Here is a 26,429-nt window from a genome sequence, read left to right as displayed (position 1 = left end):
TGTTATGGCTGTACGCCCGATTATTGAGTTAGGCAATCCGCTTTTGCGACAACCCAGTCGACCGGTTAAACGGGAGGAACTCCCCGAAATCAACGATTTGGTATTGGACATGTACGACACCCTTTTGGATTTCCGTCAGAATAACGGTTTTGGCCGGGGGATAGCAGCGCCGCAAGTTGGCGTTTCCAAACGGGTGGTGGCCATAACCAACAAGGGCCAGCCCCTGGTGTTGATCAATCCCCGCATCATTAAAAAAAGTCCCGAGCAGTTTGAGGTTTGGGACGCCTGTTTCAGTTACCCGGGCATTTGGTTTAAAGTAAGCCGACACCGGGAAGTAACTGTGGAGTATCGGGATCTGGACTGGCAATCCCGAATAACAGAAGCCGATGGTTCAATGGCAGAACTTTTTCAACATGAAATCGAGCATCTCGACGGCAGGCTGGCTATTGACCTGGTTGCCGATTTAAGTACGTTATGCACCACCGGTGAGTATTTCTCCCGTTATTGGGAGCCTGAAGAAGAATAGATGGAGGAGTGTCTGATGAATTTTACCGACAGTAAGCAACTGCAAGCTTTTCTCGATCAGCGGGAGCGGAAACTAGAGGATGTCTCAAACGAAATCTCCAAGATTTCCTACCGCCGATTTGTGGAAAAAACCAGTGACCCCCGTCTGCCGGGGTTAGAGCAGCAGCGGGCGGAAATGATGCTGGACCCGGCCTTTGCTAATTTGGTGGAAGAATGGTTGCCCCGGGTGGAGGAACCGGTATTGCGCCGGCGCCTGGAGAATATCCGTGCCCAATTGCAACTGGCGCGAGTTGCTTCCCAACCCAAGATATTGGAACTGGCCCGGGAGTTGAATGACCTGATGGTTGGTTACCAGTATCCGCTGGGGGGCGAAAGGGTGGATATAACCGGTGTCCGTCAGACAGTGCGGGCCAACCCCGACCGGGAACAGCGCAAGCTGGCTTGGCACAGCTATGGCGAACTCTCGGAAAAGATGGCGCCCAAGCTGATGGAACTGATCGAGCTTCGCAATGCTGAAGCTGCCAAGCTGGGTTATGACACCTACGCCGACTTAATTCTCGAACGCAGTGAATTGTCCTTGGTTGAATCCGAGGGGATGTTGGAGACTCTGGTAACAGCCACTAACCCAGTGTACCTGGGAGTTCTTGAGGCTGGCGCTGCCAAGTTGGGCCTGGATAAGATTGAGCCCTGGGATGTGCAGTTTATACTGGAGAGCACTTCCGGAGTGCCCGATTCATTATTCCCCCGGGACGGAATCCTGCCGGCTGTCCGGGCCTGGGCCGATTCCATGGGGTTGGATATTGACAAATTAGGAATTCATATGATTACTGCCGACATCCCGTATAACGGGTTGTGCATGGCCCTGGGCCGCAATGATATTCGGATCCTCGGCAATCCGGCTGACGGCTACGGCTACTATAAAACATCGTTCCACGAGCTGGGCCACGCCCTCCACGGGACGATGAACAAACAGGAGCATCTGAGTCTGCGCCGGGAAGCGTCGGTATTTAACGAAGCCATCGCCGAGGTGTTTGGCTATGTGCCTGGTAATGAACGCTGGCTGAAAGAACGGGGCTTAGACCACAACCAGGTGCAGCTTGCCCTGGAAGCTGCCCGCGGGCCACAGTTCCATTATCTGCGTCAGCGCACCGCATACGCCCTGTTCGAGTATAAACTCTACCGCAACACCGCCATCAATCCGGATGCCGTCTTAGGCGAAACTGAGGCCTGGGTGCTGGGGTGCTCTGCAAATGCCAGCCCGCGTTGGGCTGCCAATGCCTGGTTCCTGAACTTCCCGGTTTACTGGCAGAATTATGTATTGGCCGATGTAATCGCCAGTCAGATTCATCACGACCTGGAGGCAAGGTTTGGCCCATTACATCATACTCGGGAAGCGGTGGACTTTGTTTTAGAGCAGTACATTGCTCCCGGCGCCCTCAAGCCCTGGCGGCAGAAGCTGGAGGAAAACACCGGCAAGCCCCTGGCAGTCGATGCTCTGGTGGCAGACATAAACGGCTGATTTTTACCGGCCTGACGTTTTACAGTGATAAGATTATAGACAAAAAAATGGCGGCCGCTGGCCGCCATTGCTAATTAATCGGTATGCCTGTATGTTCTTCGAATTGCTCGAACCATTGCAGGCCACGAATCTGCACCCGGATGCTTTGCTCCAGGTCTCCCCAGATCGGTTCGTTGAGAAAAACAGTGCCGCTGATAGTGCGCTGATAGTTAGAGAAATCCAGCATAAAGAAATCATCCTCATGTATGCTCTTATATGATTCCAGGTTTAGCTCGACACCGTCAATCAAAGCAATTCCGTCGATGGCATAGTAGCCGAAGGGGTATTTAGTGATACGTCCGCTGAGTTGGAAAGTTTCCCCCTCCAGGTTCGCTGAAGTGGCCGCTTGCGATTCAACTGGCTCTAGAACCAACGTGTGGGCGAAATCTTCCCTTTCAATCAAGAATAAGCCAGTGACAATCAGCAGGATTACGATACACGCAGCGCCAATGATAATCTTTTTGCTCATTTCCCTCTCTCCCAGAATCTGACTTCTTATCCGTAGTTTATCATGACTTAAACCTGATGTCCTGCCATAGTGGTATTTTTCGTGTCCAGGGTGTAAAATTACACTACTGGCTGGAACGCAAATTTGGACGGGGAGTGCTAGTATGCTGTCTGCTGTTATTCTTGCTGCTGGTAAGAGCACCCGCATGGGCCGCCTAAAGCAGCTTTTGCCCTGGCGGGACGACAAGACAATTGTTGAAGCGGTGACGGATACTATCCTTGCCTGCCCGGAGATTGACGATACTGTCCGGGTGATCGTAGGCGCCGGCGCTGACACTATCCGTCCGCTGCTGGAGAAGGTAAGTGATCCCCGGTTAGAGGTCCTGGAGAACCGGGACTATGCCAGCGGCATGCTGTCGTCCATCCAGCGAGGTGTGGCCGGACTTCCTGCGACCAGTGCCGCCTTCTTGCTGGCATTGGGGGACCAGCCGCTTGTGGGGCGTTCGGTATTAGCTACCTTAATCAGATGCTGGCAGGAGGAACGCCCGGACATACTCGTCCCTGTGTACAATGGGCGACGGGGGCACCCGGTGCTGTTTGGGAAGAGTTTAATTCCTGAGATTCAGGAGCTTACCACAGCAGATAAAGGATTGCGGGAGCTTTTGCTTCGCTACCCCCAGCGGGTTCGCTATTTAGACCTGGCTGAGGAGAGTATAGTTATTGATTTGGATACCCCCGGGGATTACGTAAAGTACAGGCCCCATGAGGAACAGGAGTGAATGAAATGTTAGTAGCGTTTCGCGGCTCCGGTGAGATGGCCAGCGGCTGTGCTCACCGTTTATTTAATGCCGGTTTTTCTATAGTTATGACCGAGTTAGCGCGCCCATTGGCCGTGCGCCGTCAGGTGTCCTTCGCCCAGGCGGTGATTGACGGCGAGCAGGTGGTGGAAGGTGTGCGGGCGGTGGCTACAGACGATGCCGGGCATGCGCTGACTTTGGCCTCAGACGGGATTATTGCTGTGTATTACGGCAATAATCGGCCTGCGTCTTTCCATCCGGATGTTCTGGTCGATGCGACCTTGGCCAAGGTCAATACCGGCACCACACTTGTGGACGCGCCAATTGTCATCGGTCTTGGGCCCGGGTTTACTGCCGGTCAGGATGTACATGCTGTCATCGAAACTAACCGCGGCCACGACCTGGGGCGCATCTATTACCAGGGCAGCGCCGCTCCCAATACCAGTGAGCCTGGAGCAATCATGGGCGTCACAAGGGAGCGCGTCTTAAAAGCGCCGGTGGCTGGTGTGTTTCAGTCCGAACTGGCAATTGGCGACAATATCGAGGCTGGCGCCGTGTTTGGCCACATTGGCGAAGTGCAGCTTACGGCAAAAATCACCGGGGTGGTGCGGGGCCTATTGCTCCCTGGCACTAGGGTGCAGCCCGGCACTAAGCTGGGAGATATTGACCCCCGGGGAGATGTCAGTTATTGTGCGACTATTTCCGATAAGGCCCGGACAATCTCCGGAGGCGTGCTGGAGGCAATTTTACATCTGAAGGGGGGCGGGGCCAATCGGCGTGTTAGCGGAAGCCCTGGGTGTAAATAAGCATAAGCAAGTGGCGTTGGTGGGCGGTGGTGGCAAGACTACGGCACTGTTCCACCTGGCCAAGGAACAGGCTGCTGTCGGAAAGAAAGTGGTGCTCGCCACCACTACCCGCATGTATGTGCCCTCGCCTGAAGTGCCGCTGATGCTGAATACTGACCTGCAGACTGTGGTGAAAACGGTGCAGGCCGCTTCCCGCCCTGTCCTGGTGGGGCAGGGTGTAGAGAATGACAAAGTCGTCGGTGTGCCCTGTTCCTGGGTTGAAGCGCTGGCCGGGCTGCCCGGCATCGATTTACTTGTTTATGAAGCTGACGGGTCCCGGAATCGGCCCCTAAAATTCCCAGCCGAATATGAGCCGGTGTTCTGCGGGTCAGGCCTGCTGGTGCTAGTGCTCGGTCTCAGCTGCCTGGATAAGCCCCTGGGGCCGGAAAATTTTCAGCGGACCGAACTGGCGGAGCGTCATCTCGCTTTGACTCTGGGAACGATGCTCACTGCGGAACGGGTACAGGAAATCATCGCCCACCCCCGTTCCTACGGGCGCTACTGGGATTACCCGCATGTTACCTGCCTAATCAACCAGGCGGACACCGCCGATGACCGGAGGAGGGCCTCCGAACTGGCCGGAGTTTTGCTCCGCCTTACCTGGTTGCGGCGCGTTGTTGTTACTGCCCTGGAGGCAGAAAATGTAGAATGTGATATATATGAGCGTTGATTAGAGGGAGAGATGGGTATGAAGCGATTAGGAATACTGCTCCTGTTTGTGGCATTTATTGTCGCCGTACCTCTGTCGGCTTGGGCAGCGGAGGCAGAAATCGAATACGGAGTGAATTTTGACGGCCAGATTTTCACCAATCAATGGAACCTGTTGCATGTAACTGTGCAGAATACCGGCGACCAGGACATTCAGGGAGTGGTAGAAGTCCGCCATCGCGGAAGAATGCAGCAGGAAGTTTTTATTGAGCAAGGCAAGGAAGTGACACTGGAGTTCTACCTACCTCCTCAGGAGATGGCCAATTATTTCTTCTCCGATTGGGCAAGCCGCGCTACCGTGGCTATTCTGGATGGCCGTGGCCGGGAAATAAATTCCGTGGACGTAGTTGTTGACCGGCAAGTCTACGAGCCAATACATTACGCAGGCATTGTGACCGATTCATTGGCACCCTGGCAGCGCTTGACCACCGTGGAACCAGCGTTGTCTCCTGTGGCAATGGACCCGGTGCATTTTAACAATTCCATGTTTATGCGCAACTTTTCCTTCATCGTGCTTAGCGATCCGGGCACATTGAATTTACGGCCGGAACAAATCCAAAACCTCTCCGACTGGGTGGGCGGCGGTGGCACGTTGATTATCAGTGGCGGCAGCAACTGGCAGCGCAATCAGGCGCTGGTGGACTCTGACTTGTTGCCCTTTGTGGGGACTGGCGTTACCACTACTGAAGAATTGCAGCCCGAGAGTCCTTTCTTTCAGTTTCCTGCCACCGTAACTGGCCCGATTCCCGTGGTCACCGGTTCGGTAGCCGGCGATGTTTTGTTGACCACCGGCCAGCAGCCCTTGCTGCTGACCAAAAGCTTTGGCAATGGCCGCGTTTTTTATTCAACCCTGAATTTGGAGGCGGCGCCATTTGATAACGCCTTGAACTTTGAAGAGTACTGGCGCTATCTGCTGGCCAACGCCGGCGCAAATGAAGCTGGCAGCCGGCTGGTTGTGGACCACTGGTTGCTGAGTAGTCTCTTCGGCAGACTTTATGGCAGTGAAATGAGCCTGGGCGGTTTGACGCCATCGCGAGTTTTCCTTGGTTTATTTATATATGTAGTGTTACTGGGCCCGGTTAACTTTCTTGTTCTGCGGCGCTTGAAGCGACTGGATTGGGCGTGGGTGACGATACCGCTGGCGGCAATCATCTTTACCACCGGCACCTTTATGGTCGGGAGTGGCGGGCGCAGCACCGAACGCATTACGTACCAAATTGGGATTGTGGAGCTGTTGCAGCAAGAACGTATGCACGTGGAAACTCTGGGCGGACTCTATATCCCTTCCCGGGGGACGATTAACACCGAGAGCCAATGGAGGTATCTTGTCCCGGCAAGCGGCACCACCGTTCGGGGGCAGGATGTCCAAATAATTAACCCGCCGCTCTGGTCAGTGCAACGGCTTTATGGCGGTGATGTAATTGACTTCCCTGGCACAATCCAGTTTGATGTCCGTGTAGATGACGGACATGCAGAAGTTACAATCGTCAATACCCTCGATAGAGAAATGTTTGACGGTTATCTTCAGGTGGGAAATTCTCTGTATAAGGTTGGTCCCTTGGCAAAGGGAGAAACAAAAACAGTGCCCCTGGCCCAGACCGTTCACGACATTGATCTGACCGCGTTGTTCAGCCATTATGATATCGATCCTATGCACGGTATGCCGCCGGGATTTAGAAGCAACAGCGCCGGAATCAGTTATTTTGGTTTTACCGATCAGGCAGTTCAACCTTTGTATGAGATTGGTGAGCGCTCTCAGGTTCTAGATATCATTGTCTCCGGGACTGACTTCAGCAATGTGGAGTTTACAGGCGACACCGTCGACATTCCCAAAGGTTGGCTGACACCTTCAATCCAGGCGCGACGGGAACAGTATGCCCGGGCAAACGAGTCTATGTATATTATCGAGGGCAATGAGTATGGAGAGTTTAGGTTTACCCTGCCGGAAAACCTGGATCCTGCCCGAGGCGTATTTCACCTGACCTTTGAAGAATTCTGGGGACAGGGGACAGGCAAGTTATTAATTTGGTCACAGGCTAATCAGGAATGGGAAGAATTGGATTCTATTCAGGTTGGGCGTCAGGGACAGTCCCTTTCGCTTCCAGATCCCAGCAGCTATCTGGTAGAAAACAATTTGATGTTCCGATTGGAAATGGATAGTGGTCAGTTCGCCTTTTCCGGTAACAGTCTCTATATTACGGTCCAGAATGGGGGGATCAGGTAATGATTGCTGTCAAAAACCTGACTAAGCAGTACGGCAACTTCACCGCCGTAAATAACATCAGTTTTGATGTCGATAAAGGCAGTATCTTTGGTTTCGTTGGTCCTAACGGCGCTGGCAAGACAACGACCATGCGGATCATGGCCACTTTGCTTACCAGCACCCGCGGTGATATTGAGATTGACGGCCAGTCGGTGTTTCGTGATCCCCGCCGGACCCGGCGGCTGATCGGCTATATGCCGGACTTCTTTGGCGTCTACGACGACCTCAGGGTCAGCGAATACTTGGAGTTCTATGGCGAAGCTTCAGGCTGTTCTGTGCCGGAAGTGCGCGGGATGATGCCTGACTTGTTAGAGCTGGTGGGACTGAGCTCAAAGCGTGACGATTTTGTGAACAATCTCTCCCGGGGTATGAAACAGCGTTTATGCCTGGCACGCACCTTAATCCATCAGCCTCCGGTCCTGATTCTCGATGAACCGGCTTCCGGCCTTGACCCCCGGGCCCGGGTGGAGCTCAGGAACATTCTCCGGGAGCTTCAACGCATGGGCAAGACAATTGTTATTAGCTCCCATATACTAGCGGAACTGTCTCAGCTCTGCACCCATGTGGGGGTAATCAGCAACGGAGAGATGCCCCTCTGTGGCTCGATTACCGAAATCCTTGCCCGGGTCAGCGGCAACGCAGTCATTGAGGCCGCGGTGGCTGACCGGACAGAAGATGCCCGGCTCTGGCTCTTAGAACAGCAGGCGGTCCGGGACGTGAACATTACTAATACCGGCAGTCTCGAGTTTATGTTTAGCGGCGACAAAAATCAGCAGGCCGCTTTGCTCAAGGAGCTGGGCAACCGGTTTACGCTATACAGCTTTACCCCCCGCTCAGGCAATTTGGAAGAAATATTTATGCAGATTACGGAGGGAAGCAGCAATGAAGACTCTGCCCATTAACCCGTTGTTGGCCAAGGAGCTGCGGTTGCGGATGCGCAATTGGCGCACCTTCCTCCTCTTCACCCTCTACCTGGTAATTCTCGGCGGGTTCGGGGTTTTGAATTATGCCGCTGTATCCAATATGCTGCGTTACGGCACCGGCGACCTTGCCCAGGTTGGTCAGACCCTGTTCGTGTTTTTGGCCTTTATTCAGTTCGGCCTGATTTTCTTCCTGGTGCCGGGGTTGACTGCCGGGGCGCTCAGCAATGAGCGGGAGCGCCAGACCTTTGATTTGCTGGTCTGCACCCAGCTCACCCCGTTTGCAATTGTCCGCGGTAAACTCTTCTCATCCCTGAGCTTTGTATTTTTGCTGATTTTTGCCTCTCTCCCGCTTTATGGCTTTGTATTTTTGTTGGGCGGGGTCTCGCCGACAGAATTGATGATTTTGATTGCCATCTTTATCCTCACCGCCCTGATTTACGGGAGCTTTTCCCTGCTTTTTTCCTCACTGTTTAAGCGGACAATTACTGCCGTTATTGCCAGTTATGCTTTCAGCCTGTTTTTAGTTGGCGGCACGGCGATTATAGTCAGCTTATTCACGCTGATTCTGTTTGGAATGGGCAATCAGAATGCGATTTTTTCCTGGGTTTTATTGCTGCACCCGGTGGCGCTGTTTGAGTGGTTGTTTCCCGAGCCGGGAGTGGAATTGCTGCGGGAAATTACCCAACAGGCATATCCCTTCAATATCCCCTGGCTGAAATTCTGGCACCTGTCTTTGCTCGTGAAAGGAACGCTGGCGGGGGCGGCACTCTATCTCGCTACCCGGGCGGTAAACCCCTTGCGGGCGGGAAGACGTTCGGGCTAGAGACCCTAGACTTGGCAAAGACCTCACTCCGAGGTCTTTTGTCTTCGTAAAGGAGACCGAACCACAATTGCCGAACTTAGTAGCGGAGTCGGATATAATCTTTATTAGAAAGCAAACTATTTCCTGATTCCAAGCGTCGTATAGTATAAAGTAAATTCAGGGGGAATTGGATGAGATGGCCTGCAGAGCTTGCTGCACTGTTGCCGTTACGGCGCAGATATATTGTTGAGTATTGGTTGTTGGCAATCATGAAAATAATCGTGTTCGCACTCGCGGCACTGATTCCTGCCAATCTGACTGCTGCGATTTGGCCCGAGCTTGGAGTCTGGCGGTTGTTGCCAGCACTGGCTGTAGCTGTTCCCGGCCTTATTTGCTATTGGCGTCGGCGCCCAAGCGACCTGGTTGTAGCTCGCTGGCTGGACGTCAAGTTGGGAAGTCAGGAGCGCATTCAGACCGTATTGGAACACCAGGACGGCGATGGCAAGCTGGTTTCCAAATTGCGGGAGAATACCCGGGAGTTTTTGCACTCCCATCCCCTGCAGGTTCGCTTTGATTACCGGCGCATTTTGCGCTCACTGCCCCTGGTTCTGGTAACGCTGGCGTTATTCTTGGCCTCCCTGTTTTTATCGCCGGTAATTTCAACTGCCCTTGATGAGTATCGCCAAATTGAGGAAGAGCGTCAGCAAGCGGTGGAACAGGTGGAAGAACTTATCCAGGAACTTCCGGATAATCAGTTGCTGGAGGAGCTGGTGGCTGAGCTGGAAGCCCTGAAGGAACAGATGCTGAATACAGATGACCCGGAGCTCCTGCTCCAGGAAGCCCTGGAACTGTTGGAAGCATACCGGGAACAGCTGGAGCAAATCGCAGCTGCCAGCGAACAGCTTGGCCAGTTGCTTGACGGCGCCCCCGAAGATATTGCCGGGGAAATGATACAGGAACCCTGGCTGCAGGAGCTATTAACGGAAGAACTCCGCCAGCTCGTAGACCGCCTGCCCCCAGGTGATACCCGGGAGCAACTCTCGGAAGTGCTTGCCCAACTCAGCGACAGTGCCTCCCAGCCCACGGCCCAGGACATTGAGCGTCTGCAGCAAGTGCTGGCGGAGCTGGATCCAGAACAGGCCCAGGCGGCCCTGGATGAGTTAACTCAGGATGGCCAAAACGGGAACCAGGGAGACGGCGATGGCAACGGTGATGGCAATGGTGATGGCGACGGTGATGGAGATGGTAACGGTGATGGCGACGGCGACGGTGATGGCATCGGCGAAGGCAATGGTGAGACCCCGGGTGATGGCGCCGGCACCGGTAGCGCTCCCCCCACTGACGAGGATTTCTTTTTCATCCCCGGGGAAGAGGAAGTGGCCCTGGGTGGCGAGGGGGAAGATGGGGAATTTACCCTTCGGGATATCATTCGCTTCAACCCGGGCCTGCAGGTTGATAGCTACGCCGGCCATTACCCCGGCTATCAGCGGGATGCTTTGAGTTCAATCCGCCGGGGAGAAGTCCCTGGCCCACTGGAAAACTACGTGCGCGATTATTTTCAGTCGATAGCGCCCCAACAGGGAGGAAATTAGATGGAAACCAATTGGCTGGAACGGATAAATCAGGTCCAGGAGGAGATTGGCCGGGTCATTGTCGGGCAGCGGGAAGTTGTGGATTTGACCATGATTGCGATGCTGGCCGGCGGCCATGTGCTTTTGGAAGGCGTCCCCGGTCTCGGTAAGACCTTGCTGGTTCGCACCCTCGGTGAGGCCTTTAACGTCAGCACCAACCGCATTCAGTTCACTCCGGACATGATGCCCTCGGATATCACCGGCACCAATTTGATTACCCCCGGAGAGGGCGATGACTTTAAGTTCAAGGCCGGGCCGGTATTTGCCAACCTGGTTTTGGCCGATGAAATAAACCGGGCCACACCCAAAACCCAGAGCGCCCTCTTGGAGAGCATGCAGGAGCGCTCGGTGACGGTGTTCGGCAAGTCCTGGGACCTGCCCCGCCCCTTTTTTGTAATCGCCACCCAGAACCCGCTGGAAATGGAGGGCACCTATCCCCTGCCAGAGGCGCAGTTGGACAGGTTTTTGTTTAAGGTGCTGGTGGATTACCCCTCGCTGTCGGACTTGCGGGAGATTGTGCTGCGTACCACTGGCTCCCAGCAGCCCCAGGTGACACCGCTGATGAGCGGTGAGGATATACTTACCTTTAATGCTTTTGCCCGGGAAGTACCAATTGCGGAAACGGTGTTGGAGTTTGCTCTTAAGGTGCTGCTGGCTACCCATCCCGGCAATCCTGAGGCAACACCGCTGGTGCAAACGTATGTGCAGGTTGGCGCCAGTCCCCGGGGGATTCAGAGCATCATTCTTGCTGCCAAGGTGGCGGCGATTATGGCGGGGCGCTATAATGTCAGCTTTAACGATATCGAGCGGGTGGCGCTGCCTGCTTTGCGTCATCGTCTCGTCCTCAATTTCGAGGCCTATGGCGAAGGCGTCACTGGTGATCAGGTGGTGGCGGAGATTCTCGCTGCCACGGCCAAGGGTTGAGCCCAGTGACCTGGACCTTCGATTTGGATCTCAAACGTCTGGACCGGCTGGCCCTCCGCTATAAAGGCGGCCTGGTCGGCCACAGCAGTGGTAAGCGCCTGACCAACAAATACGGGACCGCAATGGAATTCGCAGATTATCGGCCCTACCTGCCCGGCGATGACGTGCGTCGGATCGACTGGTCTCTGTATGGACGTTCCCGGCGTCTGTACACCAAGCTTAACCGCAGCGAAGTGGATGCCACCGTCAATGTCCTGATCGATGGCAGCCGCTCTATGGACTGGGGGGAATACGACAAGGGTCGTCGTGCCCTGGAACTGGCCCTGGCGCTGGGTTATTTGAGCATCAAGGCCTATGACCGGGTTGCGGTGGGCATTGGCCCCAAAGAGTTGAGCCAGTATCTGCCGCCGGTGCATGGTAAGGGCGCCTTCTCCCGTCTGCTCAGCTTTCTCAGCGCCCGGGAGTTTGACCGGGAAGGGGATTTAAACAGCCTTTGCCTTTCCTTTGCCCGTCAGCTCAAGCCGCTTCAGCTGACTGTGCTCATCTCCGACTTTCTCTCCCCGGGCGGCTGGCAGCGGGGTTTGGAAAAGCTGGTGAACAGCCGCCAGCAGCTTTTGCTGTTTCATGTATTCAGCCCCGATGAACTGGAACCCGAGTACCGGGGGCCGGTCTCCCTGGTTGACAGCGAAACCGGCAGCAAAAAAGAAGTGGATGTGGATCCGCTTGTACTGCGTGGTTATCGGGACGCTTTTGCCCGCCATAGCGAGCAAATCGCTGACTTTTGCCGCCAGCGGGGCATCAATTATTTCCGCTATGATTGCAGTGAAAACCCTGTGGATTTTCTGCTGACGATTGCATCGACAGTTTTAAACTCCTGGTGAGAGAGGAGGGTGTGTCTTGACTTTACTTCAACCTATGGCCCTTTTGGCAGCGCTTTCGCTGCCGGTTATAATTCTTCTCTATATGTTAAAAAAACGCACCCGTCCCCAGACCGTATCCAGCGTGTTGCTTTGGGAGCGTCTGGAGCGCATCTCTTCCCCGGCCCTGCGCATCAATCGGCTGCTGCGCAATTTGCTCTTTTACCTGCAATTGCTGGCGGCATTGCTGCTGGTTTTGGCTCTGGCGCGACCGGCTCTGGACTGGGCCGGCGCCCTGGGCGGACGCGACCGTGTTTTAATAATCGACACCTCGGTGTCCATGGGCGTAGCCGATAGCGCAGGAGGGACCCGCCTCGACCGTGCCCTGGCTGAGGCCCGGCAGCTGGTGAACAGCAAGTCTGGCAGAGATCAGATTGGCATAGTCGCTATGGGCGAAGAGGCGACAATCATCAGCGGCCTCACAGCCAACGCCGCCACTTTGCTCAGCGGCCTTGAGCGGGTAAATATCGATTCCGGTCAGGCCAATGCCGCCGCTGCCCTGCTTTTGGCGGAAAACATGGCCCACTCCCTGGAGGAGCCCGAACTGGTTCTGCTCAGTGACGGTGTATTTGCTGAAGTGCCCCAGCGCTTGGACTATTCTTTGACATACTTCGCCGTTGGCACAACCGAGGTACGCAACCTTGCCTTGGAAGATTTGCTCGGCGACGGCGAGCGCTTATATCTCACAGTCTTAAATAATGGCACCGAGGAAGTGGCGGCCACAATCCAGGTTAGCGATGACAAGGGCGCTGTGGTTGGGCGCCGGGAAATCAGGGTCGTTCCCGGGGAACGCACTGTCCAGGTCTGGCGCAATTTACCTGCCTCCTCCTGGTACCGGGCCACGACCCAGGGGGACGATTTGGCCTGGGACAATGAAATTTACGCCACTGTCGGAGAGCGAAGTGACGAGCGTCTGCTTCTGATCAGCGAAGGCAACCTCTTTTTGGAGCGGGCCCTGATGCTCACGCCTGGTTTGACGGTGAGCAAGGTGGCGCCGGAGCGCTATCATTCCGAGATGGCCGCTAACCATGACTATTTTGTGTTCGACGGATATTTGCCCGCCCAATTACCTCAGGCGCCTCTCCTGGTCTTCGATCCTCCCCACCCCAATAGTCATATGGAGACCGCTGCGCCGACCGAGCTTGCCGATGTAACCCCGGCCGCGCATCGGTTGTTGGAATGGGTCGATTTCACCGAGGTGAATATTAGCTTCGCCAAGTCGCTGCGGGGCGGTCAGGTTCTCTTGCAAAGCGATCGGGGACCAGTGGCGGCCGAGTATTCAAACCAGGGGCACCCCCTGGTGGCCTTTGGGTTTGCTGTCCAGGCCGGGGACCTCCCCCTGCGCCCGGCCTTCCCGATTCTAATGCGCAATATCCTTGATTATTTCCGCGGTTACCAAGTTGACCTAGGTGAATTTCGCTTCGGTCGCATGCCGCTGATTCAGCCGCCTTACGCCGCGGAAACAGTGAGCCTGCAGGCACCGGATGGCAGCCTCAGCGCCGGTTCCGCGCCCTGGCCGCACCAGGGCCCCGTCCTGGACGAACCGGGAATCTATACCCTGACAATAGACGGCAGTGAGGTTCTCGTTCCGGTGAATCCGCCGGCGACCAGTGAGAACCTCTCGGCCCGTTCAACGATAAATATTGCCGGTGAGCCCCGGGACAGCCAGCGTCGCGGCGGGCAGCTCCCCTTGTTTATGCCCTTGGCGCTTTTTGCCCTGGCAGTCATCGGTTTGGAATGGTGGGTGGATAACAGTGGCTATTAGTTTTGCCAGTCCCTGGTTTTTGCTCTTGCTTCTGCCTGCCGCATTGCTGATGGTTATGTACAACGGTCGCCGTCGCTATCTGCGGGCGGCCCGCCCCCTGATTCTTTTCTTGCGGGCCGGCATTCTCTTCCTCTTGATTCTTGCCATGGCTGGGCCCCATCTTGTCAGGACCTTCCCCGGGCAGAGTGTTGTGTTTCTGGTGGACAGCTCCAGGAGCGTTGAGCAAGCTGAGGACGTTACCGGCTGGATTAATGAAAGCCTGGGCTATATGGGGTCAGAAGATCAGGCGGCAGTGCTGGCCTTTGGTCGGGACAGTCAACTGCTCAAGCCCTATGGCATGGAGCGGCTGCCGGGGCTACAGAGCAGCGTGGATAACCAGTTTACCGCCATTGAAGCGGCCCTGCGCACCGCCTACGGCCTGATTCCCGGCGATGCCAATGGACGGGTTGTCCTGGTCAGCGACGGGCTGGAGAATGTCGGTGACGCTGTCCGCTTTGCCCAAACACTGGGTGACCTGCCCGTCGATGTTTTGCCATTAAGCCCGGAACAGGGCCCGGAAGTGGCAATCCGGGACATCTCTCTCCCCCGCAACACCTATCTGGACCAACAAGTTATTGTCGACGTGGAGCTGGAGTCCACCGTCAACACCAGTGCCCAGCTCAGTTTGTTCTGGGGTCCTAACCTTGTCTTTGCCGATGATGTTTCGGTGAGCGCCGGTGTTCAACGTTACTCAATTCCGGTTACCGTCAGTGGCCAGAGCATGCAGCGAGTCACGGCGGCCATTCAACCGGAGCACGACACCTGGCTGCAGAACAATCAGGTGGATGGGATTACTTTTGTCCAGGCGCCACCGCGGCTGCTGATCGTTGAAGGGGTGCGGGATAAAGGTTTTCCCTTGCATGATGTGTTTGTCAACAACGGTGTCGATGTCCAACGCATCAGCGTTGATCAGTTTCACCATAACCTCACGGACCTTGCCAGCTTCCAGGCCGTATACCTGGTGGATGTTCCCGCCTATTTCCTGGATGAGGCGAGAATGCATGCCTTGGAGGCATTTGTCAGCGAGCTGGGCGGCGGTTTGGTGGCAGTTGGCGGCAAAAGTTCTTATGGGCTCGGTTTGTACCAGGACACGCCCCTGGAGACCCTTTTGCCCGTGACCATGGAAGTGGAGGAACAGGAAGACCTTCCGGGCCTCGACTTGGTGTTGGTAATCGACCGTTCCGGCAGCATGAGCGGCGAAAAGTTGAACATGGCTAAAAACGCTGCCGTTAGCGCTCTGGATATCCTCAAGCCCCGGGACCGTCTGTCGGTTATTACCTTCGATAACAACTACCGCGTGGAATTTGACCTGACAGAGGTCACCGACAAAGCTGCGCTAACTGCCAAGATAGAGGCAATACAGCAGGGTGGCGGCACAATCATCCACCCTGCTCTGGAACAGGCAGAGGCAATGCTTAGGGACAGTGTGCGCTCCAAGCATATAATCCTCCTTAGTGACGGTGTAGAAGGGACCCAGTACAATTACGAACCCCTGCTTGAGGCCATGCGCGACAATGCCGTCAGTCTGACTACAATTGCCCTGGGCGCTGATGCCGATGAGCAACATATGCAGAGCCTGGCGGAAAATGCCGATGGTCGCTATTACCCGGTGCCCCGACCGGGGGATTTGCCGGGGGTTTTTGTTCAGGAAACTGTGCTGGCCGGCGGCGATTACCTGGTGGAGGAGGACTTCCAACCCTCCGTCACCCATCCCGACAGCCGTTGGTTCCTGGAAACTGCCCCTGTTTTGCATGGGTATGTGGCCAGCAAAGCCAAAGCAACGGCGGAGGTGCTGCTGGCGACCCACCGGGAACACCCGTTGCTTGCCCGCTGGCAGTACGGGCTTGGCCGGTCAATCGCTTTCACCAGCGACAGTTTTGGCCTCTGGAGCCAGCAACTGCTTGCCCATCCGGCCTTTGCCGACCTCTGGCTGGATACCCTCAACTGGGTGGTCCCGGCCCGGAGTGGTGGCGACCTGGCCCTGGATGTGCGCCTCCAGGATGCCGGCGCCGAAATATCGGCGATGACCAATGAATCACTGGGAGATGGCGAGTCAATCAAGGTGACGATGATCGATGTTGAAAATCAGCGCCAAGTGCTGGAGCTTCTGCCTGTGGGCCGGGGTAGGTACAGCGTCAGTGTGGATTATGTTCCCCAGGGCGTTTACCTGCTCAGCGGCCAGCGCCTGCAAGATGACGTGGTTCAGGCCCAGGCTGTAAGCGGCTTCGCCGTTCCCTACCCACCGGAATTCTCCATTAGTCAAAGTGATGGCAACGCCTTGTTGCACACTCTTGCCGAAACCACTGGCGGCCGTGAGCTCACCGCCGCCCGTCAGGTCTTTAACGCGGACTTTACGCCTGCCCGCCGGGCGACTGACATCAGCAACTGGCTACTTTTAGCCGCTATCATCCTCTGGCCCGTGGACATCGCTGCCCGCCGTCTGGGGCTGGCCGTCACCATGCCCCGGCGCAAACAAAAACGGCCCCTAGCCGAAGATACTGACTCGGGACCGGGGCAAGACCCGGCCATGGAGCGCCTGCTTAAAGCCAAAAAACGCTCTCGCTAGGGCAGACCGGACAAGTTAACCCCTGGCCACACCGGCCAGGGGTTAGCTATGACGTCATATTTTGACGGGGAAGAACTACAACGCAAATTGATTCCAGGGGTGAACATCCCGTGGATTCTGGCTGAAGGTCAGCGGTTCTTTACGGGTGGGATGCAGACAACTTATTTCGTGGCAGAATAGAGCTAATTGTTGCCCGGGTTTATTAATCTTGGCGCCGTATTTTTGGTCCCCATATAAAGGATAGTCTGTTGCGGCAAACTGAACCCTGATCTGGTGGGGCCGCCCCGTAATTAAGTTAATCTTGAGCAGACTCAAGTCCCCGGTGCTAGCTAAGACATGGTACTCCAGCTCAGCTTCCTTGGCATTCTGCGCGTCACTGCTGACGACAGAAACTGTGTTGGTGCTGGAATCCTTGGCCAGGTAGTGTCGCAGTCGGTTTGCTTTTTTGGGCTTACCGTGCACAACTGCCAGATAAGTCTTTGCAAACTCCCGTGTCCTTATTTGGTCTGAAAGCCGCGCTGCCGCCTTTGAGGTCTTGGCAAAAACCATGACCCCGCCCACCGGTCGGTCCAATCGGTGCACCAGGCCCAAATAGACATTGCCGGGCTTGTTATATCTGACCTTTAAATCCTGTTTGAGCAAAGTAAGCATATCTTTATCCCCGGTTTTATCCGCCTGGGATAATACATTTACCGGTTTATTAACCACTAGGAGATGATTGTCTTCAAATATAATCGGTATTTCCACAGCGCACCTCTTCCTGCGTTAACTTTCGCGATACTGCTGAACCTTGGCCTTCCAACCCCACTCAGGTATCTTCAGTATAACCCCAACCCCATCTATTTAACGTCCTCTGATCATACCATAGAAGGCACCGCCGGTTTTTTTGGCTATTGTTCCAGCCTATGCAAGTTAATCTTACTATCGGGTAGGTTAGATTTTAAGACAACCATATCTCCGTCCCACTCGGGTATAAAAAGGCGTCCGTTGTAATAATCCAGACTGCAAATCAGTGGAAAATTTAGCTTATGCGGATCTGTTTCTGCCGGATTGTTGCGCAGTCCTTTAACAGGATTGGGCCTTCCGGCGATAGTAGTGATCACACTGGTCTCTCTGATTATCATCCGCACAACTCCGTTTTGGGTGTCACCGACAAAAATATTGCCCCGTTCATCAAGAGAGAGGGACCAGGGACCGTCGAAATCTGCCCCGGGGTTCCCGCCGAAGGTTGCGTCCTTGGCGGCCCCCCCGTCCCCGGTATATCCAGGTTCGCCGGTTCCTGCCAAAGTACTGACTGTTTGCGCGTCTATGTCAATCTTACGGACACTAAAGTTGCCGCTGTCCAGAACATAGATTTGCCCATCCGGTCCTTGCCGCAGGTCAAAGATCTTTCGAAACCGGACCTGCTCCCACGCAACAATATCCGGTTGAAATCCGGGTTGCCCATCGCCCAAAGTGTGTAATAGTTCTCCTTGGGGATTAAAGCACCAGACCCGATTGGCCTTTACACCGTGAATCCAAATATTTCCCATCAAATCCGGAACACAGTTATGGAGATCATTCAGTCCCAGTTTATTACCGTCAATCATCACACTTGCACTGTGATTAGTCGGATCAATCCTGTAAATTTTGCTATTACCATAGCTGGACACGATAAAAGTGCCGTCTCCATAGTCCCCTAAATAGACTGGGGCATCCAGAGCAAGTGGGATGTGGGTTTCGCTGCCTGGAAGCGGCTCAATACCGGCACTCCAGTCAAAACTCTCTCCGTCTCCCGCCAACAGTCCGAGGCGGTTATTATCATGGTCGATTACATACCGATTGCCGTTGCGATCATGGAATCCAAACTGAAAATAGCCCTCTCCCCACAGTTTGTCAGACTGGTAGTTGATAATCTTTTCAATACTCCATTCCACAAGTATTCCTCCCCTCATATGCTTAGCAGAGTTTTCGCTCTTACTCTCTAGAACTTAGCACAGAATACATGACTGCGATGTGTCATATTAGCCTGCGGGGACATATCTTTTATTCTATAAGACCCTGGCTTTCGGTTAGGGTTTACAGTTTAAAAATCTCTTCTACGTAGACGTCGAAATAAGCTGCAATTTTTAGGGCCAGGCGCAGGGTCGGGGCGTACTTGTTGTTTTCGACGGCGATGATTGTCTGGCGGGTCACGCCCACCGCTTCAGCCAGCTCTGCCTGGGTCAACTTTCGCTGCTGTCGATATTGCTTGAGCTTATTCTCCATCGGCGCTGAATTTTTTGGTGTAGTATAGATTTGATGACCAGAAAACCGTCTGGGAGAGGAAGAAGATAATGCCCTGGACTCCAAATTGACCGGTGCTGATTACTTCCTGGAGTGTCCAGGCCAAGAGAGCAATCGTTGTAAAAACCCAGGCAACACGCATCGACAGAAATGCAATGTGCAGATCAAGCTCATCCGACCGTCTGAATCCCAGCTTCTTGAAAAAAGACACGTAGTACACCTCCGTAATGTAAAATGGTCTTTACATTATTATAGCTGTATGCTGGTAAAATGTAAAGACCGTTTTACATGTCAGCCACCGGGGCCCGTCCCCGGTGGCTGTTGTTATTGGCACACTCCAGAAAATTATCTTGACCACTTATGTCGCGGCGTGATATAGTAATGGCACAATTGGTCACAGTGTGACATATCATAACGCGAGGGTGATTGAAATGAGCCTGGATAAAATCCTGAAAACATATTTACCCATGACTGAAACAGCTTTTTATATCCTCTTGTCCCTGGGGGAGCCACGCCATGGCTACGGGATTGTCAAGCATGTAGAGCAGTTAACAGAATCACGAATTCGGTTGGGCTCCGGCACGGTTTATGGGACCCTGACCAAGATGCAACGGGATGGAATTATTACGGTTTTCGCTGATGAGGAACGTAGGACAATTTACGAGATAACGGACATCGGTAAAAAACTTATACTAGCCGAGATTCGGCGAATCAAAGAGTTATATCATAATGCAACCGAAAATGAGGTGGGGTTCATTGATTAAAAAGGTAAAGCTATTCTGGAGTTTGGATGTGCAGAAGACCGAGAAGTGGCTTGCGGCCATGTCGGCAAAGGGACTTCACTTTGTTGCGGTAAACCTGCTCACCCGCCAGTTCAGTTTTCAAGAGGGGAGCCCAAGGCAGCTTACTTACCGAATTGGCTGTGAGGGGCCAAATTATGCACTACCCAAAACGTTGATAAACAGTGGGTGGACCAAGGTATTTGGTGAGCGTAAATGGTATGTAATTGTCAATGAAGAACCGCCTAATGAGCTTAAGACCTACCCCGTGCGTACTGGACTAATCAGAAGAAATAATTGGTTGCTGCTACTATGTTCAATCATACTTATTTACGGGGCCGTAAATTTGTCCATTCAACTCACTTTGCTTGGTTTCATGGCTTATATTAGCACACCTATAACCATTGTCCCAAGTCCGTGGTGGGTTCTTACGCCGCTTATTTTCTTAGCAGGGATCGCCTTTTGGTCAGGGATAATCTACACATGTATTGCATTAGTTAGATCTAATCGGAACCTCGGTGAAAGAGTTAAGGAACAGATAAAAGACCCGAATAGCACAGCAAATGTGATTAAAAAGCGCAACTATTTCTGGGTATATTCCCCCGATAAACTGGAACAATGGCTTGAAACTATGGAAGAGCAAGGTTATAACCTTGTACAGGTTGGAAGCTATGCCAGAAGTTTTTGGTTTGAAAAGGGTAGTCCCAGAAAGGTAAAGTATAGTGTCGATTATTAGCGCTCGTTGGATGAGGGCTATTACGATTTGCACAAGGATAATGGTTGGAACCTGCTGTATACAAGAAAGAATTATCCCGGGAAATGGTCATTCTGGTCCCAGGAATATGAGCAGCAACCCTCCCAATTCTACAGTGAAGACACTGACATACTAAGGCACGCAAAGCGGGTGGCCGCGACTAATTCACTCTGCGTGATACCGTTTGTTTTGTTTCTCCTTATGCTGATCAACCAATTTAGACATCATATGGAGCATGGAATACGGTCAGGAGACACGGTTTTTTACATCATATTGGCAATAGGGCTAATTGAGTTTGGGTTATTCATTGCTCTGACAATAAGCTATTATCTTCGGGTAAGAAGGACTATTGCCCGCAGCTGATGTTGGGATGGCAAGGGTATGGACGAAGAAAATGCTATACATTAAGGCCCGGCTGATGCCGGGCCTATCAATGTGGCTATAAACTTGTGCAGATTTATCATTGGCCAAATTCTTTACCGAAACCGGGTGTGCTTAAGACGGTTGCCCAAAGCGATTGCGGCCAGCGCTTTCAGTAGGTCACCAGGGATGTATGGGAGAGTGCCAACGGTAAGTGCTGCAGTGAACCCCATGCCGGTAACATAACTGAGCCACAGTGTGCCAGGAAGGTAAATCGCCAACAGACCACCGGTTATGACTGCGGTTGTGAGCCGGGTTATGCGGCCATCATTCCCCCTAATAATGGCAATAAGCGCCGCGCCGGGCACAAATCCAACCAGGTAGCCGCCGGCTGGCCCCAGGAGGGTGCCGAGTCCCGCGGTTCCACCGGAAAAAATCGGCGCGCCAATGGCACCCAGCAAAACATATACGCCCATGGCCAGGGCCGCCTGGTGAGGGGTGAGGACTACTCCCGCCAGCATAACACCCAAGGTTTGCAAGGTAACCGGAACCGGGGAGAAGGGTAAGGGGATAATTATATACGCCAGCGCTGCCGTCAGGGCGGCAAGCAGAGCCGGCCGCACAATATCTATCGCTTTCATTTGTCCCTCCACGTCTGTGTAGCTTCTATGCTAATGATAGCAGAAGCGGCGCCGCCAGTCATTCTGGGCGCAGGCGGTTGCTTAAATGAATCGAAAGCCATAGACTTGGTATTTAAAGGCCAAGGAGAAGCCGAGGCTCTTCGCAAGGCGCCGAGAGGGGATGTTATCCCCCATGCAGTCCCAGTAAGGCGCAATGTTGTGTTTCTGACAGTACTTTATCATTTTAAGACCTGCCGCCCAGGCAAAGCCTCGTTTACGGTACTCTGCCTGGGTGTAGACCCCCAGCGCCCAGTTGCTATCTTCCACAAAACTGGCAAAGCACAGGGCCACCGTCTTCCCTTCGCAAATAACACAATATCCGTAACCCTGGTCCAGAAAATTGTCCAGAGACTCCCACCAGTCGAGGAGGTTTTTTTCAATGTAGCTGGTATCAATTTCTGGGCTAGCGAGCAATTCTCTGCTGATTGCCGTGACCTGGAAATTCTCAGCCGGGCGGGTTTCAGCCAACTGAACCTGCCGGAGGTCGGGGAACAAGTAAACATGTTGCGTAAATTTTTCAAGGTCTTTACCGACAAAAATCCGTTCCAACGCCAGCTCCCATTCTTCACTGGTGCCGGAGAACTCGAAGTCGTGGATACCCATTTCAGCTAAACGGGGACGGAGATTTTCTATCGTTTGGACTAGTGCCGCCTCAAAGCGGGGATTGTTCTCCCGGCCTGTAAAGTAAAAGCCAGATTGGCCGTGAGAGAAGACCAGTGCCGTTTGGGGGTTGACCCGGTCGTCCACGAAAATCCAGCCTGGACTGCTGGTGGCGGCAATTGCTCTAATCTCCAGGTTAACCTGCTCGCCGGTCAGAAGGGGACGAATGCGGTGAAACTCTCTTGATTTCAGTTCCTGAAGCATGTGTACACATCCTTAATGGTACTCACCGGGATTAGTAGGTAGTTCTCCCGGTGGACAGGGTAATATGATTAACTTGAATGCTGTCCACCTCCTTTTCCTGTACTTGCCATTAAGTTTACAGTCATCTCGAATCTGGTGCAAGCGTCGCTTACATAAGCAGGAAATAAGCCCGCAGAAAATGAACTAAGACTTAGCCGTAAAAGTAAAGGATTGATATGAGATGAACGAAATGAAGCAAAATGCCGACAAGGAGATTGTGCAATCAGACTTGGCAACAATTTACCTCGGAAATCTGGCCACCGTCGATTCAGATTTGAACCTGCCTGCTCGCGGTGAGCGGGGTTCCGAGCTTACTTGGTTTTCCCGGCACACACTGTTTGTCAGCCACGCAGGGAAAGTAACCAGACCAGCTCTGGGTGTTGGCGACCGAACCGTTGAGCTGGTGGTCACGGCCAGTTACGCCGGATATTCTGAAAGCAAGGTGTTTGCGGTAAATGTGTTGGAAGAGGAAGACCTGTCCCGGCCGGTTCGCGCATTTCCTGTGGCCGTTACAGCGCTAAAAGGTTCCTTACCGGAACTACCTTCGGTGGTGGTCGTCGAAAACGATAGCGGCGCTTATACAGTTGCGCCAGTAACCTGGCAAGCCGTCACTGCTACCCAACTTAGCCAGGGCGCTATTACCGTCAAAGGCGCCGTAGCTGGCAGTGAAATTGTGGCCACCGCCCGGATTACTTTCACCGACAGTGAGCCACCCCGGGCCGATACCAGCAAACAGATTAATTATTTTCTGCCTGACCAGGTTGTCTTGGCGCCCGACACTCCTTTTGCCAGGGCCCGGGACCGGGTGCTGGAGTATCTGCTGGGGGTAAATGATGACCAAATGCTCTATAGTTTCCGCGTTGCGGCCGGGTTGGATACTCTAGGAGCACCGTCGATGACAGGCTGGGATGCCCCCCAGGGCAATTTGCGCGGGCATACCACCGGTCACTATCTGTCTGCCCTGGCCCTGGCCTGGGCAACCAGCGGCAATATTCGGATTAAGGATAAGTTGGACTATATGCTTAGCGAGCTGAAGACATGCCAGGCGGCGATGACTGACAAATACGCCTCCGGATTTTTAAGCGCTTATTCGGAGGAACAGTTTGATAAGCTGGAGGAATATACAACATACCCGACAATCTGGGCGCCCTACTACACATTGCATAAGATTCTCGCCGGCCTGAGGGACTGTTACCAGCTGGCGGGGAATCAGGATGCCCTGGACATTTATATTGGGCTCGGAGACTGGGTGGACAACCGGCTTAGCCGCTTGCCAAAGCCGCAGCGAGAAAAGATGTGGTCCCTCTATATTGCCGGGGAATTTGGCGGCATGAATGAAGTTATGACCGATCTTTATACGATAACCGGCAATAAAAAATACCTGCGCACGGCAAGGTTATTTGATAACATCAAGCTGTTTTTGCCCATGGAGCAGAAGTACGACACCCTCGGTACCCTCCATGCCAATCAGCATATTCCCCAGGTAATCGGCGCTATCAAGCTTTTCGCTGCCACGGGTGACAAGAAATACTATGATATCGCCAACAACTTTTGGCAGCTTGTTACCAGCGCTCATATCTACAGCATCGGCGGCACCGGCGAAACAGAGATGTTCAGGCAACCTGATTGTATCGGCAGGCTGCTTACCCAGAAAACAGCGGAAACCTGCGCCAGTTACAATTTGTTGAAGCTGACCCGGGAGCTCTATGCCTATAAGCCCGATGCCAAGTACATGGAGTATTACGAACGGGCCATGTACAACCATATCCTGGCCAGTGGCGACCCCGGTGGCCCGACTGCCGGCAGCACGTATTTTATGCCCCTGGCCCCCGGCTCCCGCAAATCCTTCGATACTACAGAGAATACCTGCTGCCACGGCACCGGGTTGGAAAACCATTTCAAATACCACGAGTCGATTTACGCCTGGAATGAGGACAACCTGTTCGTAAACATGTATGTCCCCTCCCAGGTTGACTGGGGGCAAAAGGGAGTAAAAATTCAATTGGCCTCCGGCGAGGGCGAAGGCCAGTTTGAGCTAAGAGTATCTGGAAAGGGTCTGTTTGCCCTGCGCCTGCGCAAGCCCGGTTGGTCGCAGGGGGTAGCCATAGAGATTGATGGTCGACCGGTCAACCCGCCGCTGATTGACGGGTACTTTACCCTGGAGCGAGAGTGGCACGACAACACCGTGACAATCGCTATTAGCTATTCGCTGCACAGTGAGCCGAGTCCGGACGTCCCGGAACTGGCTTCGCTGCTGTATGGTCCCTATGTGCTGGCTGCACTTGATGCGGGCGAGGAAATGTTGACCATCGCCACCAAGGGGCAGCCTCTGGAAGCAACATTTGAAAGGGTAGGCGAGTTGGCGTTCAGATACCGGGGTATCGACTTTGTCCCCCTGGCACTCATCAATCGCGAGCCTTACCACGTATATTTCCGAATCACCTGGGACGTATGACCGTAAACAACAAGACCACCTCACTCGCGGGAGAGGTGGTCTATTTGTGGCAGTCACTTAGAAACCCATGAAAATGTTGATGAACAGCGCCACCGACAAGGAAAGCACCGCGCCAGAGAAAAAGGCCAGGGGCACATATTCCCTGCCGGTTCCCTTGGCAATCACTGGCAGCAGCACATCCATGGCCGTAGCCCCGGCCGGACCCAGAGAGGGAATCGGGCCAAAGAGTCTGGCAACAAGCGGTGTAAACACGATGGCAATCAGCTCCCGGAACACATTCATGATAAAGGCCATGGCGCCCAGGAGGGGGCTGTGGAGCTCGGCAATCAGCACTGAGGAGAGGCTGTACCAGCCAAAGCCCGAAGCCAGAGCAGCGGCCTCATTCCAGGCCAGGATATTCCACAGAGCCACAGCCGCTACTGCACCGACGATGCTGCCGACAATGATGCCGGCGGGAATGAGGATGATCCGCGCTCCCAGCCGTTTGAGGCTGCCAAACACGCCGGCGGCCAGGCCCAGGTCAAGACCGATGGCCAGAAGCAAGAGGCTCAGAACCCAGGTTGTGAGGGTGGTGAGGACAGGGAGCACTGTTTCGGGTATAACTAGAATGCCTAGGCCGATGCCCAGGGCCACTGAGCAGAGGAGCATTATTGTAAGGCCGTAACTGCTGCCGGTGGCACTTTCGGGCTGACTGTCACCTGGCTCAACCTGGAGACGCCGTCGTAACCAGAATTGGAGCAGGTACAAGATTAGGACGCTGCCGATGACAGTGGCCCAGGCGAGGACAAAGGCCTGGAGACCGATACGGGTGATTTGCCCAACCACCTCCGAGTCGGCGCCAATCCGGGCGCCCATCACTGTCAAGAGGAGCACCAGGCTGATATTGGTCAGGATATTTACTGGCAGCCGGGCGACCAGCGCCGGTTTTTTAGCGGCCAGAACATAGCCTGCGATTAACGGAATTATGATTGTCCACATTTCATTCACCTCTAAGTAACGTTATTAAATGCTGATGAAGAATATAATCAGTGCTGCCTCCGACAGGGCGAGGACAACCCCGGAGAAAAACGCCAGCGGAACATATTCACGACCGACTCCCCGGGCTATAATCGGTATTTGCACATCCATATTTGTTGCGCCGCCAGGCTCCAGGGAGGGGATTGGCCCAACCAAAACCCGAAGCCATGGCCGCGGCCTCATTCCAGGGTACCACATCCCAGACGGACATTGTCAAGACACGTAGCCTCACCTCATCATCTGAACCGGCATGATAGCTCGATTATACCATACCCGGAGCACGGGGACGGTTCTTTTGCTCCCGTCCCCTCGGCACGGCTACTGGAATGCAGAGGGGCTGCGCCTAGCCGCACCGCAGGTGCAGCTCCTGGCTTTGTCTGCTGGCACCTTTGTCCGCGGCAAGGTAGAGGGGCTACCTGCTTTTGGATGCTCCTGGCGCTTATCGGTTGTCCTGGGAAGGGGAATCCTTAGCTTTGTTGCCTGAGGACTGCTGATTTCGAGGCCTT

26 protein-coding genes are annotated in these 26,429 nt (G+C 54.0%); 17 read left to right on the top strand and 9 right to left on the bottom strand.

Features of this window, described 5'->3' with window-relative positions:
• Positions 1-4: 4 nt before the first annotated feature.
• Together FH749_07295 and FH749_07290 are read left to right on the top strand one after the other, a co-directional pair.
• A complete protein-coding gene (locus tag FH749_07295) occupies positions 5-526 on the top strand; it encodes a peptide deformylase (protein ID MTI95278.1) in 522 nt (173 codons plus the stop codon).
• Positions 527-2,044 carry a hypothetical protein gene (locus tag FH749_07290; GenBank protein MTI95277.1) on the top strand — a complete coding sequence of 506 codons (1,518 nt, stop codon included), beginning with the start codon at positions 527-529 and terminating at the stop codon, positions 2,042-2,044.
• A gap of 70 nt (positions 2,045-2,114) precedes the next feature.
• On the opposite strand, the gene FH749_07285 is transcribed toward FH749_07290, so the two are convergent.
• Positions 2,115-2,552 carry a hypothetical protein gene (locus tag FH749_07285; protein MTI95276.1) on the bottom strand — a complete coding sequence of 146 codons (438 nt, stop codon included), beginning with the start codon at positions 2,550-2,552 and terminating at the stop codon, positions 2,115-2,117.
• A 142-nt stretch (positions 2,553-2,694) separates the two neighbouring features.
• Here FH749_07285 and FH749_07280 point away from each other — a divergent pair, with 142 nt between their 5' ends.
• The 11 genes from FH749_07280 to FH749_07230 all read left to right on the top strand — a co-directional run bounded on the left by FH749_07280 (position 2,695) and on the right by FH749_07230 (position 16,710).
• Positions 2,695-3,309, top strand: coding sequence for a nucleotidyltransferase family protein (locus FH749_07280; protein ID MTI95275.1), 615 nt, complete (start codon positions 2,695-2,697; stop codon positions 3,307-3,309).
• Positions 3,306-4,133: an EF2563 family selenium-dependent molybdenum hydroxylase system protein gene (locus FH749_07275; GenBank protein MTI95274.1), complete on the top strand. Its 828-nt coding sequence runs from the start codon at positions 3,306-3,308 to the stop codon at positions 4,131-4,133. Before FH749_07280 ends, FH749_07275 begins: the two co-directional genes overlap by 4 nt.
• Positions 4,099-4,842 carry a putative selenium-dependent hydroxylase accessory protein YqeC gene (gene yqeC, locus FH749_07270; GenBank protein MTI95273.1) on the top strand — a complete coding sequence of 248 codons (744 nt, stop codon included), beginning with the start codon at positions 4,099-4,101 and terminating at the stop codon, positions 4,840-4,842. The genes FH749_07275 and yqeC overlap by 35 nt, the downstream gene beginning before the upstream one ends.
• Before the next feature lie 18 nt (positions 4,843-4,860).
• Positions 4,861-7,104 carry a hypothetical protein gene (locus FH749_07265; protein MTI95272.1) on the top strand — a complete coding sequence of 748 codons (2,244 nt, stop codon included), beginning with the start codon at positions 4,861-4,863 and terminating at the stop codon, positions 7,102-7,104.
• Positions 7,104-8,045 carry an ABC transporter ATP-binding protein gene (locus tag FH749_07260; protein ID MTI95271.1) on the top strand — a complete coding sequence of 314 codons (942 nt, stop codon included), beginning with the start codon at positions 7,104-7,106 and terminating at the stop codon, positions 8,043-8,045. Before FH749_07265 ends, FH749_07260 begins: the two co-directional genes overlap by 1 nt.
• A complete protein-coding gene (locus tag FH749_07255) occupies positions 8,026-8,889 on the top strand; it encodes an ABC transporter permease (protein MTI95270.1) in 864 nt (287 codons plus the stop codon). Before FH749_07260 ends, FH749_07255 begins: the two co-directional genes overlap by 20 nt.
• A gap of 170 nt (positions 8,890-9,059) precedes the next feature.
• Positions 9,060-10,460 (top strand): hypothetical protein, encoded by a 1,401-nt coding sequence (locus tag FH749_07250; GenBank protein MTI95269.1) that lies wholly within the window; start codon positions 9,060-9,062, stop codon positions 10,458-10,460.
• Positions 10,461-11,423, top strand: a complete 963-nt coding sequence (locus FH749_07245; protein MTI95268.1) for a MoxR family ATPase — start codon at positions 10,461-10,463, stop codon at positions 11,421-11,423.
• A gap of 5 nt (positions 11,424-11,428) precedes the next feature.
• Positions 11,429-12,304: a DUF58 domain-containing protein gene (locus tag FH749_07240; protein MTI95267.1), complete on the top strand. Its 876-nt coding sequence runs from the start codon at positions 11,429-11,431 to the stop codon at positions 12,302-12,304.
• A 16-nt stretch (positions 12,305-12,320) separates the two neighbouring features.
• On the top strand, positions 12,321-14,105 hold the full coding sequence (locus FH749_07235) for a VWA domain-containing protein (GenBank protein ID MTI95266.1): 1,785 nt from the start codon (positions 12,321-12,323) through the stop codon (positions 14,103-14,105).
• On the top strand, positions 14,095-16,710 hold the full coding sequence (locus tag FH749_07230) for a VWA domain-containing protein (protein MTI95265.1): 2,616 nt from the start codon (positions 14,095-14,097) through the stop codon (positions 16,708-16,710). Before FH749_07235 ends, FH749_07230 begins: the two co-directional genes overlap by 11 nt.
• A 75-nt stretch (positions 16,711-16,785) precedes the next feature.
• On the opposite strand, the gene FH749_07225 is transcribed toward FH749_07230, so the two are convergent.
• From FH749_07225 to FH749_07210, 4 genes are all read right to left on the bottom strand, one after another.
• Positions 16,786-17,457: an RNA pseudouridine synthase gene (locus FH749_07225; protein MTI95264.1), complete on the bottom strand. Its 672-nt coding sequence runs from the start codon at positions 17,455-17,457 to the stop codon at positions 16,786-16,788.
• Between the two features lie 143 nt (positions 17,458-17,600).
• A complete protein-coding gene (locus tag FH749_07220) occupies positions 17,601-18,626 on the bottom strand; it encodes a hypothetical protein (GenBank protein ID MTI95263.1) in 1,026 nt (341 codons plus the stop codon).
• A 142-nt stretch (positions 18,627-18,768) separates the two neighbouring features.
• Positions 18,769-18,957 (bottom strand): helix-turn-helix transcriptional regulator, encoded by a 189-nt coding sequence (locus tag FH749_07215; GenBank protein MTI95262.1) that lies wholly within the window; start codon positions 18,955-18,957, stop codon positions 18,769-18,771.
• Entirely contained in the window at positions 18,947-19,186 is a 240-nt protein-coding gene (locus tag FH749_07210; protein ID MTI95261.1) for a hypothetical protein, read from the bottom strand. Before FH749_07210 ends, FH749_07215 begins: the two co-directional genes overlap by 11 nt.
• Positions 19,187-19,406: 220 nt before the next feature.
• Here FH749_07210 and FH749_07205 point away from each other — a divergent pair, with 220 nt between their 5' ends.
• From FH749_07205 to FH749_07195, 3 genes are read left to right on the top strand one after another with little or no spacing between them, the layout of a single operon-like run.
• Positions 19,407-19,739: a PadR family transcriptional regulator gene (locus FH749_07205; protein ID MTI95260.1), complete on the top strand. Its 333-nt coding sequence runs from the start codon at positions 19,407-19,409 to the stop codon at positions 19,737-19,739.
• Entirely contained in the window at positions 19,705-20,490 is a 786-nt protein-coding gene (locus FH749_07200; GenBank protein MTI95259.1) for a DUF2812 domain-containing protein, read from the top strand. Before FH749_07205 ends, FH749_07200 begins: the two co-directional genes overlap by 35 nt.
• Before the next feature lie 6 nt (positions 20,491-20,496).
• Positions 20,497-20,871 (top strand): DUF2812 domain-containing protein, encoded by a 375-nt coding sequence (locus FH749_07195; GenBank protein MTI95258.1) that lies wholly within the window; start codon positions 20,497-20,499, stop codon positions 20,869-20,871.
• A 113-nt stretch (positions 20,872-20,984) separates the two neighbouring features.
• Here FH749_07195 and FH749_07190 read toward each other — a convergent pair whose 3' ends face one another.
• The gene (locus FH749_07190; protein MTI95257.1) at positions 20,985-21,509 is read right to left on the bottom strand and encodes a biotin transporter BioY; all 525 of its coding nucleotides are present in this window, start codon (positions 21,507-21,509) and stop codon (positions 20,985-20,987) included.
• 81 nt (positions 21,510-21,590) lie between these two features.
• Complete coding sequence (locus FH749_07185; protein MTI95256.1) at positions 21,591-22,412, bottom strand: GNAT family N-acetyltransferase; 822 nt, start codon at positions 22,410-22,412, stop codon at positions 21,591-21,593.
• Positions 22,413-22,641: 229 nt separating this feature from the next.
• Here FH749_07185 and FH749_07180 point away from each other — a divergent pair, with 229 nt between their 5' ends.
• Entirely contained in the window at positions 22,642-24,906 is a 2,265-nt protein-coding gene (locus FH749_07180) for a hypothetical protein (GenBank protein ID MTI95255.1), read from the top strand.
• A gap of 57 nt (positions 24,907-24,963) precedes the next feature.
• Here the strand turns inward: FH749_07180 and FH749_07175 are convergent, their stop codons facing one another.
• Together FH749_07175 and FH749_07170 are read right to left on the bottom strand one after the other, a co-directional pair.
• Positions 24,964-25,884 (bottom strand): lysine exporter LysO family protein, encoded by a 921-nt coding sequence (locus FH749_07175; protein ID MTI95254.1) that lies wholly within the window; start codon positions 25,882-25,884, stop codon positions 24,964-24,966.
• 24 nt (positions 25,885-25,908) lie between these two features.
• Entirely contained in the window at positions 25,909-26,121 is a 213-nt protein-coding gene (locus FH749_07170; GenBank protein ID MTI95253.1) for a lysine exporter LysO family protein, read from the bottom strand.
• Between the last annotated feature and the right edge of the window lie 308 nt (positions 26,122-26,429).

The sequence above is a fragment of the Bacillota bacterium genome, from assembly GCA_009711825.1.
Taxonomy (GTDB): domain Bacteria; phylum Bacillota; class Proteinivoracia; order UBA4975; family VEMY01; genus VEMY01.
This window is presented reverse-complemented; position numbering and strand designations above follow the sequence as displayed.

Excerpts from the sequence above, each read along its gene's own strand:
- FH749_07170 (MTI95253.1), bottom strand. The coding sequence starts at position 26,121 with ATGTGGTACCCTGGAATGAGGCCGCGGCCATGGCTTCGGGTTTTGGTT.
- FH749_07295 (MTI95278.1), top strand. The coding sequence starts at position 5 with ATGGCTGTACGCCCGATTATTGAGTTAGGCAATCCGCTTTTGCGACAA.
- FH749_07285 (MTI95276.1), bottom strand. The coding sequence starts at position 2,552 with ATGAGCAAAAAGATTATCATTGGCGCTGCGTGTATCGTAATCCTGCTG.
- FH749_07200 (MTI95259.1), top strand. The coding sequence starts at position 19,705 with ATGCAACCGAAAATGAGGTGGGGTTCATTGATTAAAAAGGTAAAGCTA.
- FH749_07245 (MTI95268.1), top strand. The coding sequence starts at position 10,461 with ATGGAAACCAATTGGCTGGAACGGATAAATCAGGTCCAGGAGGAGATT.
- FH749_07175 (MTI95254.1), bottom strand. The coding sequence starts at position 25,884 with ATGTGGACAATCATAATTCCGTTAATCGCAGGCTATGTTCTGGCCGCT.
- FH749_07215 (MTI95262.1), bottom strand. The coding sequence starts at position 18,957 with ATGGAGAATAAGCTCAAGCAATATCGACAGCAGCGAAAGTTGACCCAG.
- FH749_07205 (MTI95260.1), top strand. The coding sequence starts at position 19,407 with ATGAGCCTGGATAAAATCCTGAAAACATATTTACCCATGACTGAAACA.
- FH749_07280 (MTI95275.1), top strand. The coding sequence starts at position 2,695 with ATGCTGTCTGCTGTTATTCTTGCTGCTGGTAAGAGCACCCGCATGGGC.
- FH749_07185 (MTI95256.1), bottom strand. The coding sequence starts at position 22,412 with ATGCTTCAGGAACTGAAATCAAGAGAGTTTCACCGCATTCGTCCCCTT.
- FH749_07260 (MTI95271.1), top strand. The coding sequence starts at position 7,104 with ATGATTGCTGTCAAAAACCTGACTAAGCAGTACGGCAACTTCACCGCC.
- FH749_07190 (MTI95257.1), bottom strand. The coding sequence starts at position 21,509 with ATGAAAGCGATAGATATTGTGCGGCCGGCTCTGCTTGCCGCCCTGACG.
- FH749_07290 (MTI95277.1), top strand. The coding sequence starts at position 527 with ATGGAGGAGTGTCTGATGAATTTTACCGACAGTAAGCAACTGCAAGCT.
- FH749_07250 (MTI95269.1), top strand. The coding sequence starts at position 9,060 with ATGAGATGGCCTGCAGAGCTTGCTGCACTGTTGCCGTTACGGCGCAGA.
- FH749_07255 (MTI95270.1), top strand. The coding sequence starts at position 8,026 with ATGAAGACTCTGCCCATTAACCCGTTGTTGGCCAAGGAGCTGCGGTTG.
- FH749_07180 (MTI95255.1), top strand. The coding sequence starts at position 22,642 with ATGAAGCAAAATGCCGACAAGGAGATTGTGCAATCAGACTTGGCAACA.
- FH749_07265 (MTI95272.1), top strand. The coding sequence starts at position 4,861 with ATGAAGCGATTAGGAATACTGCTCCTGTTTGTGGCATTTATTGTCGCC.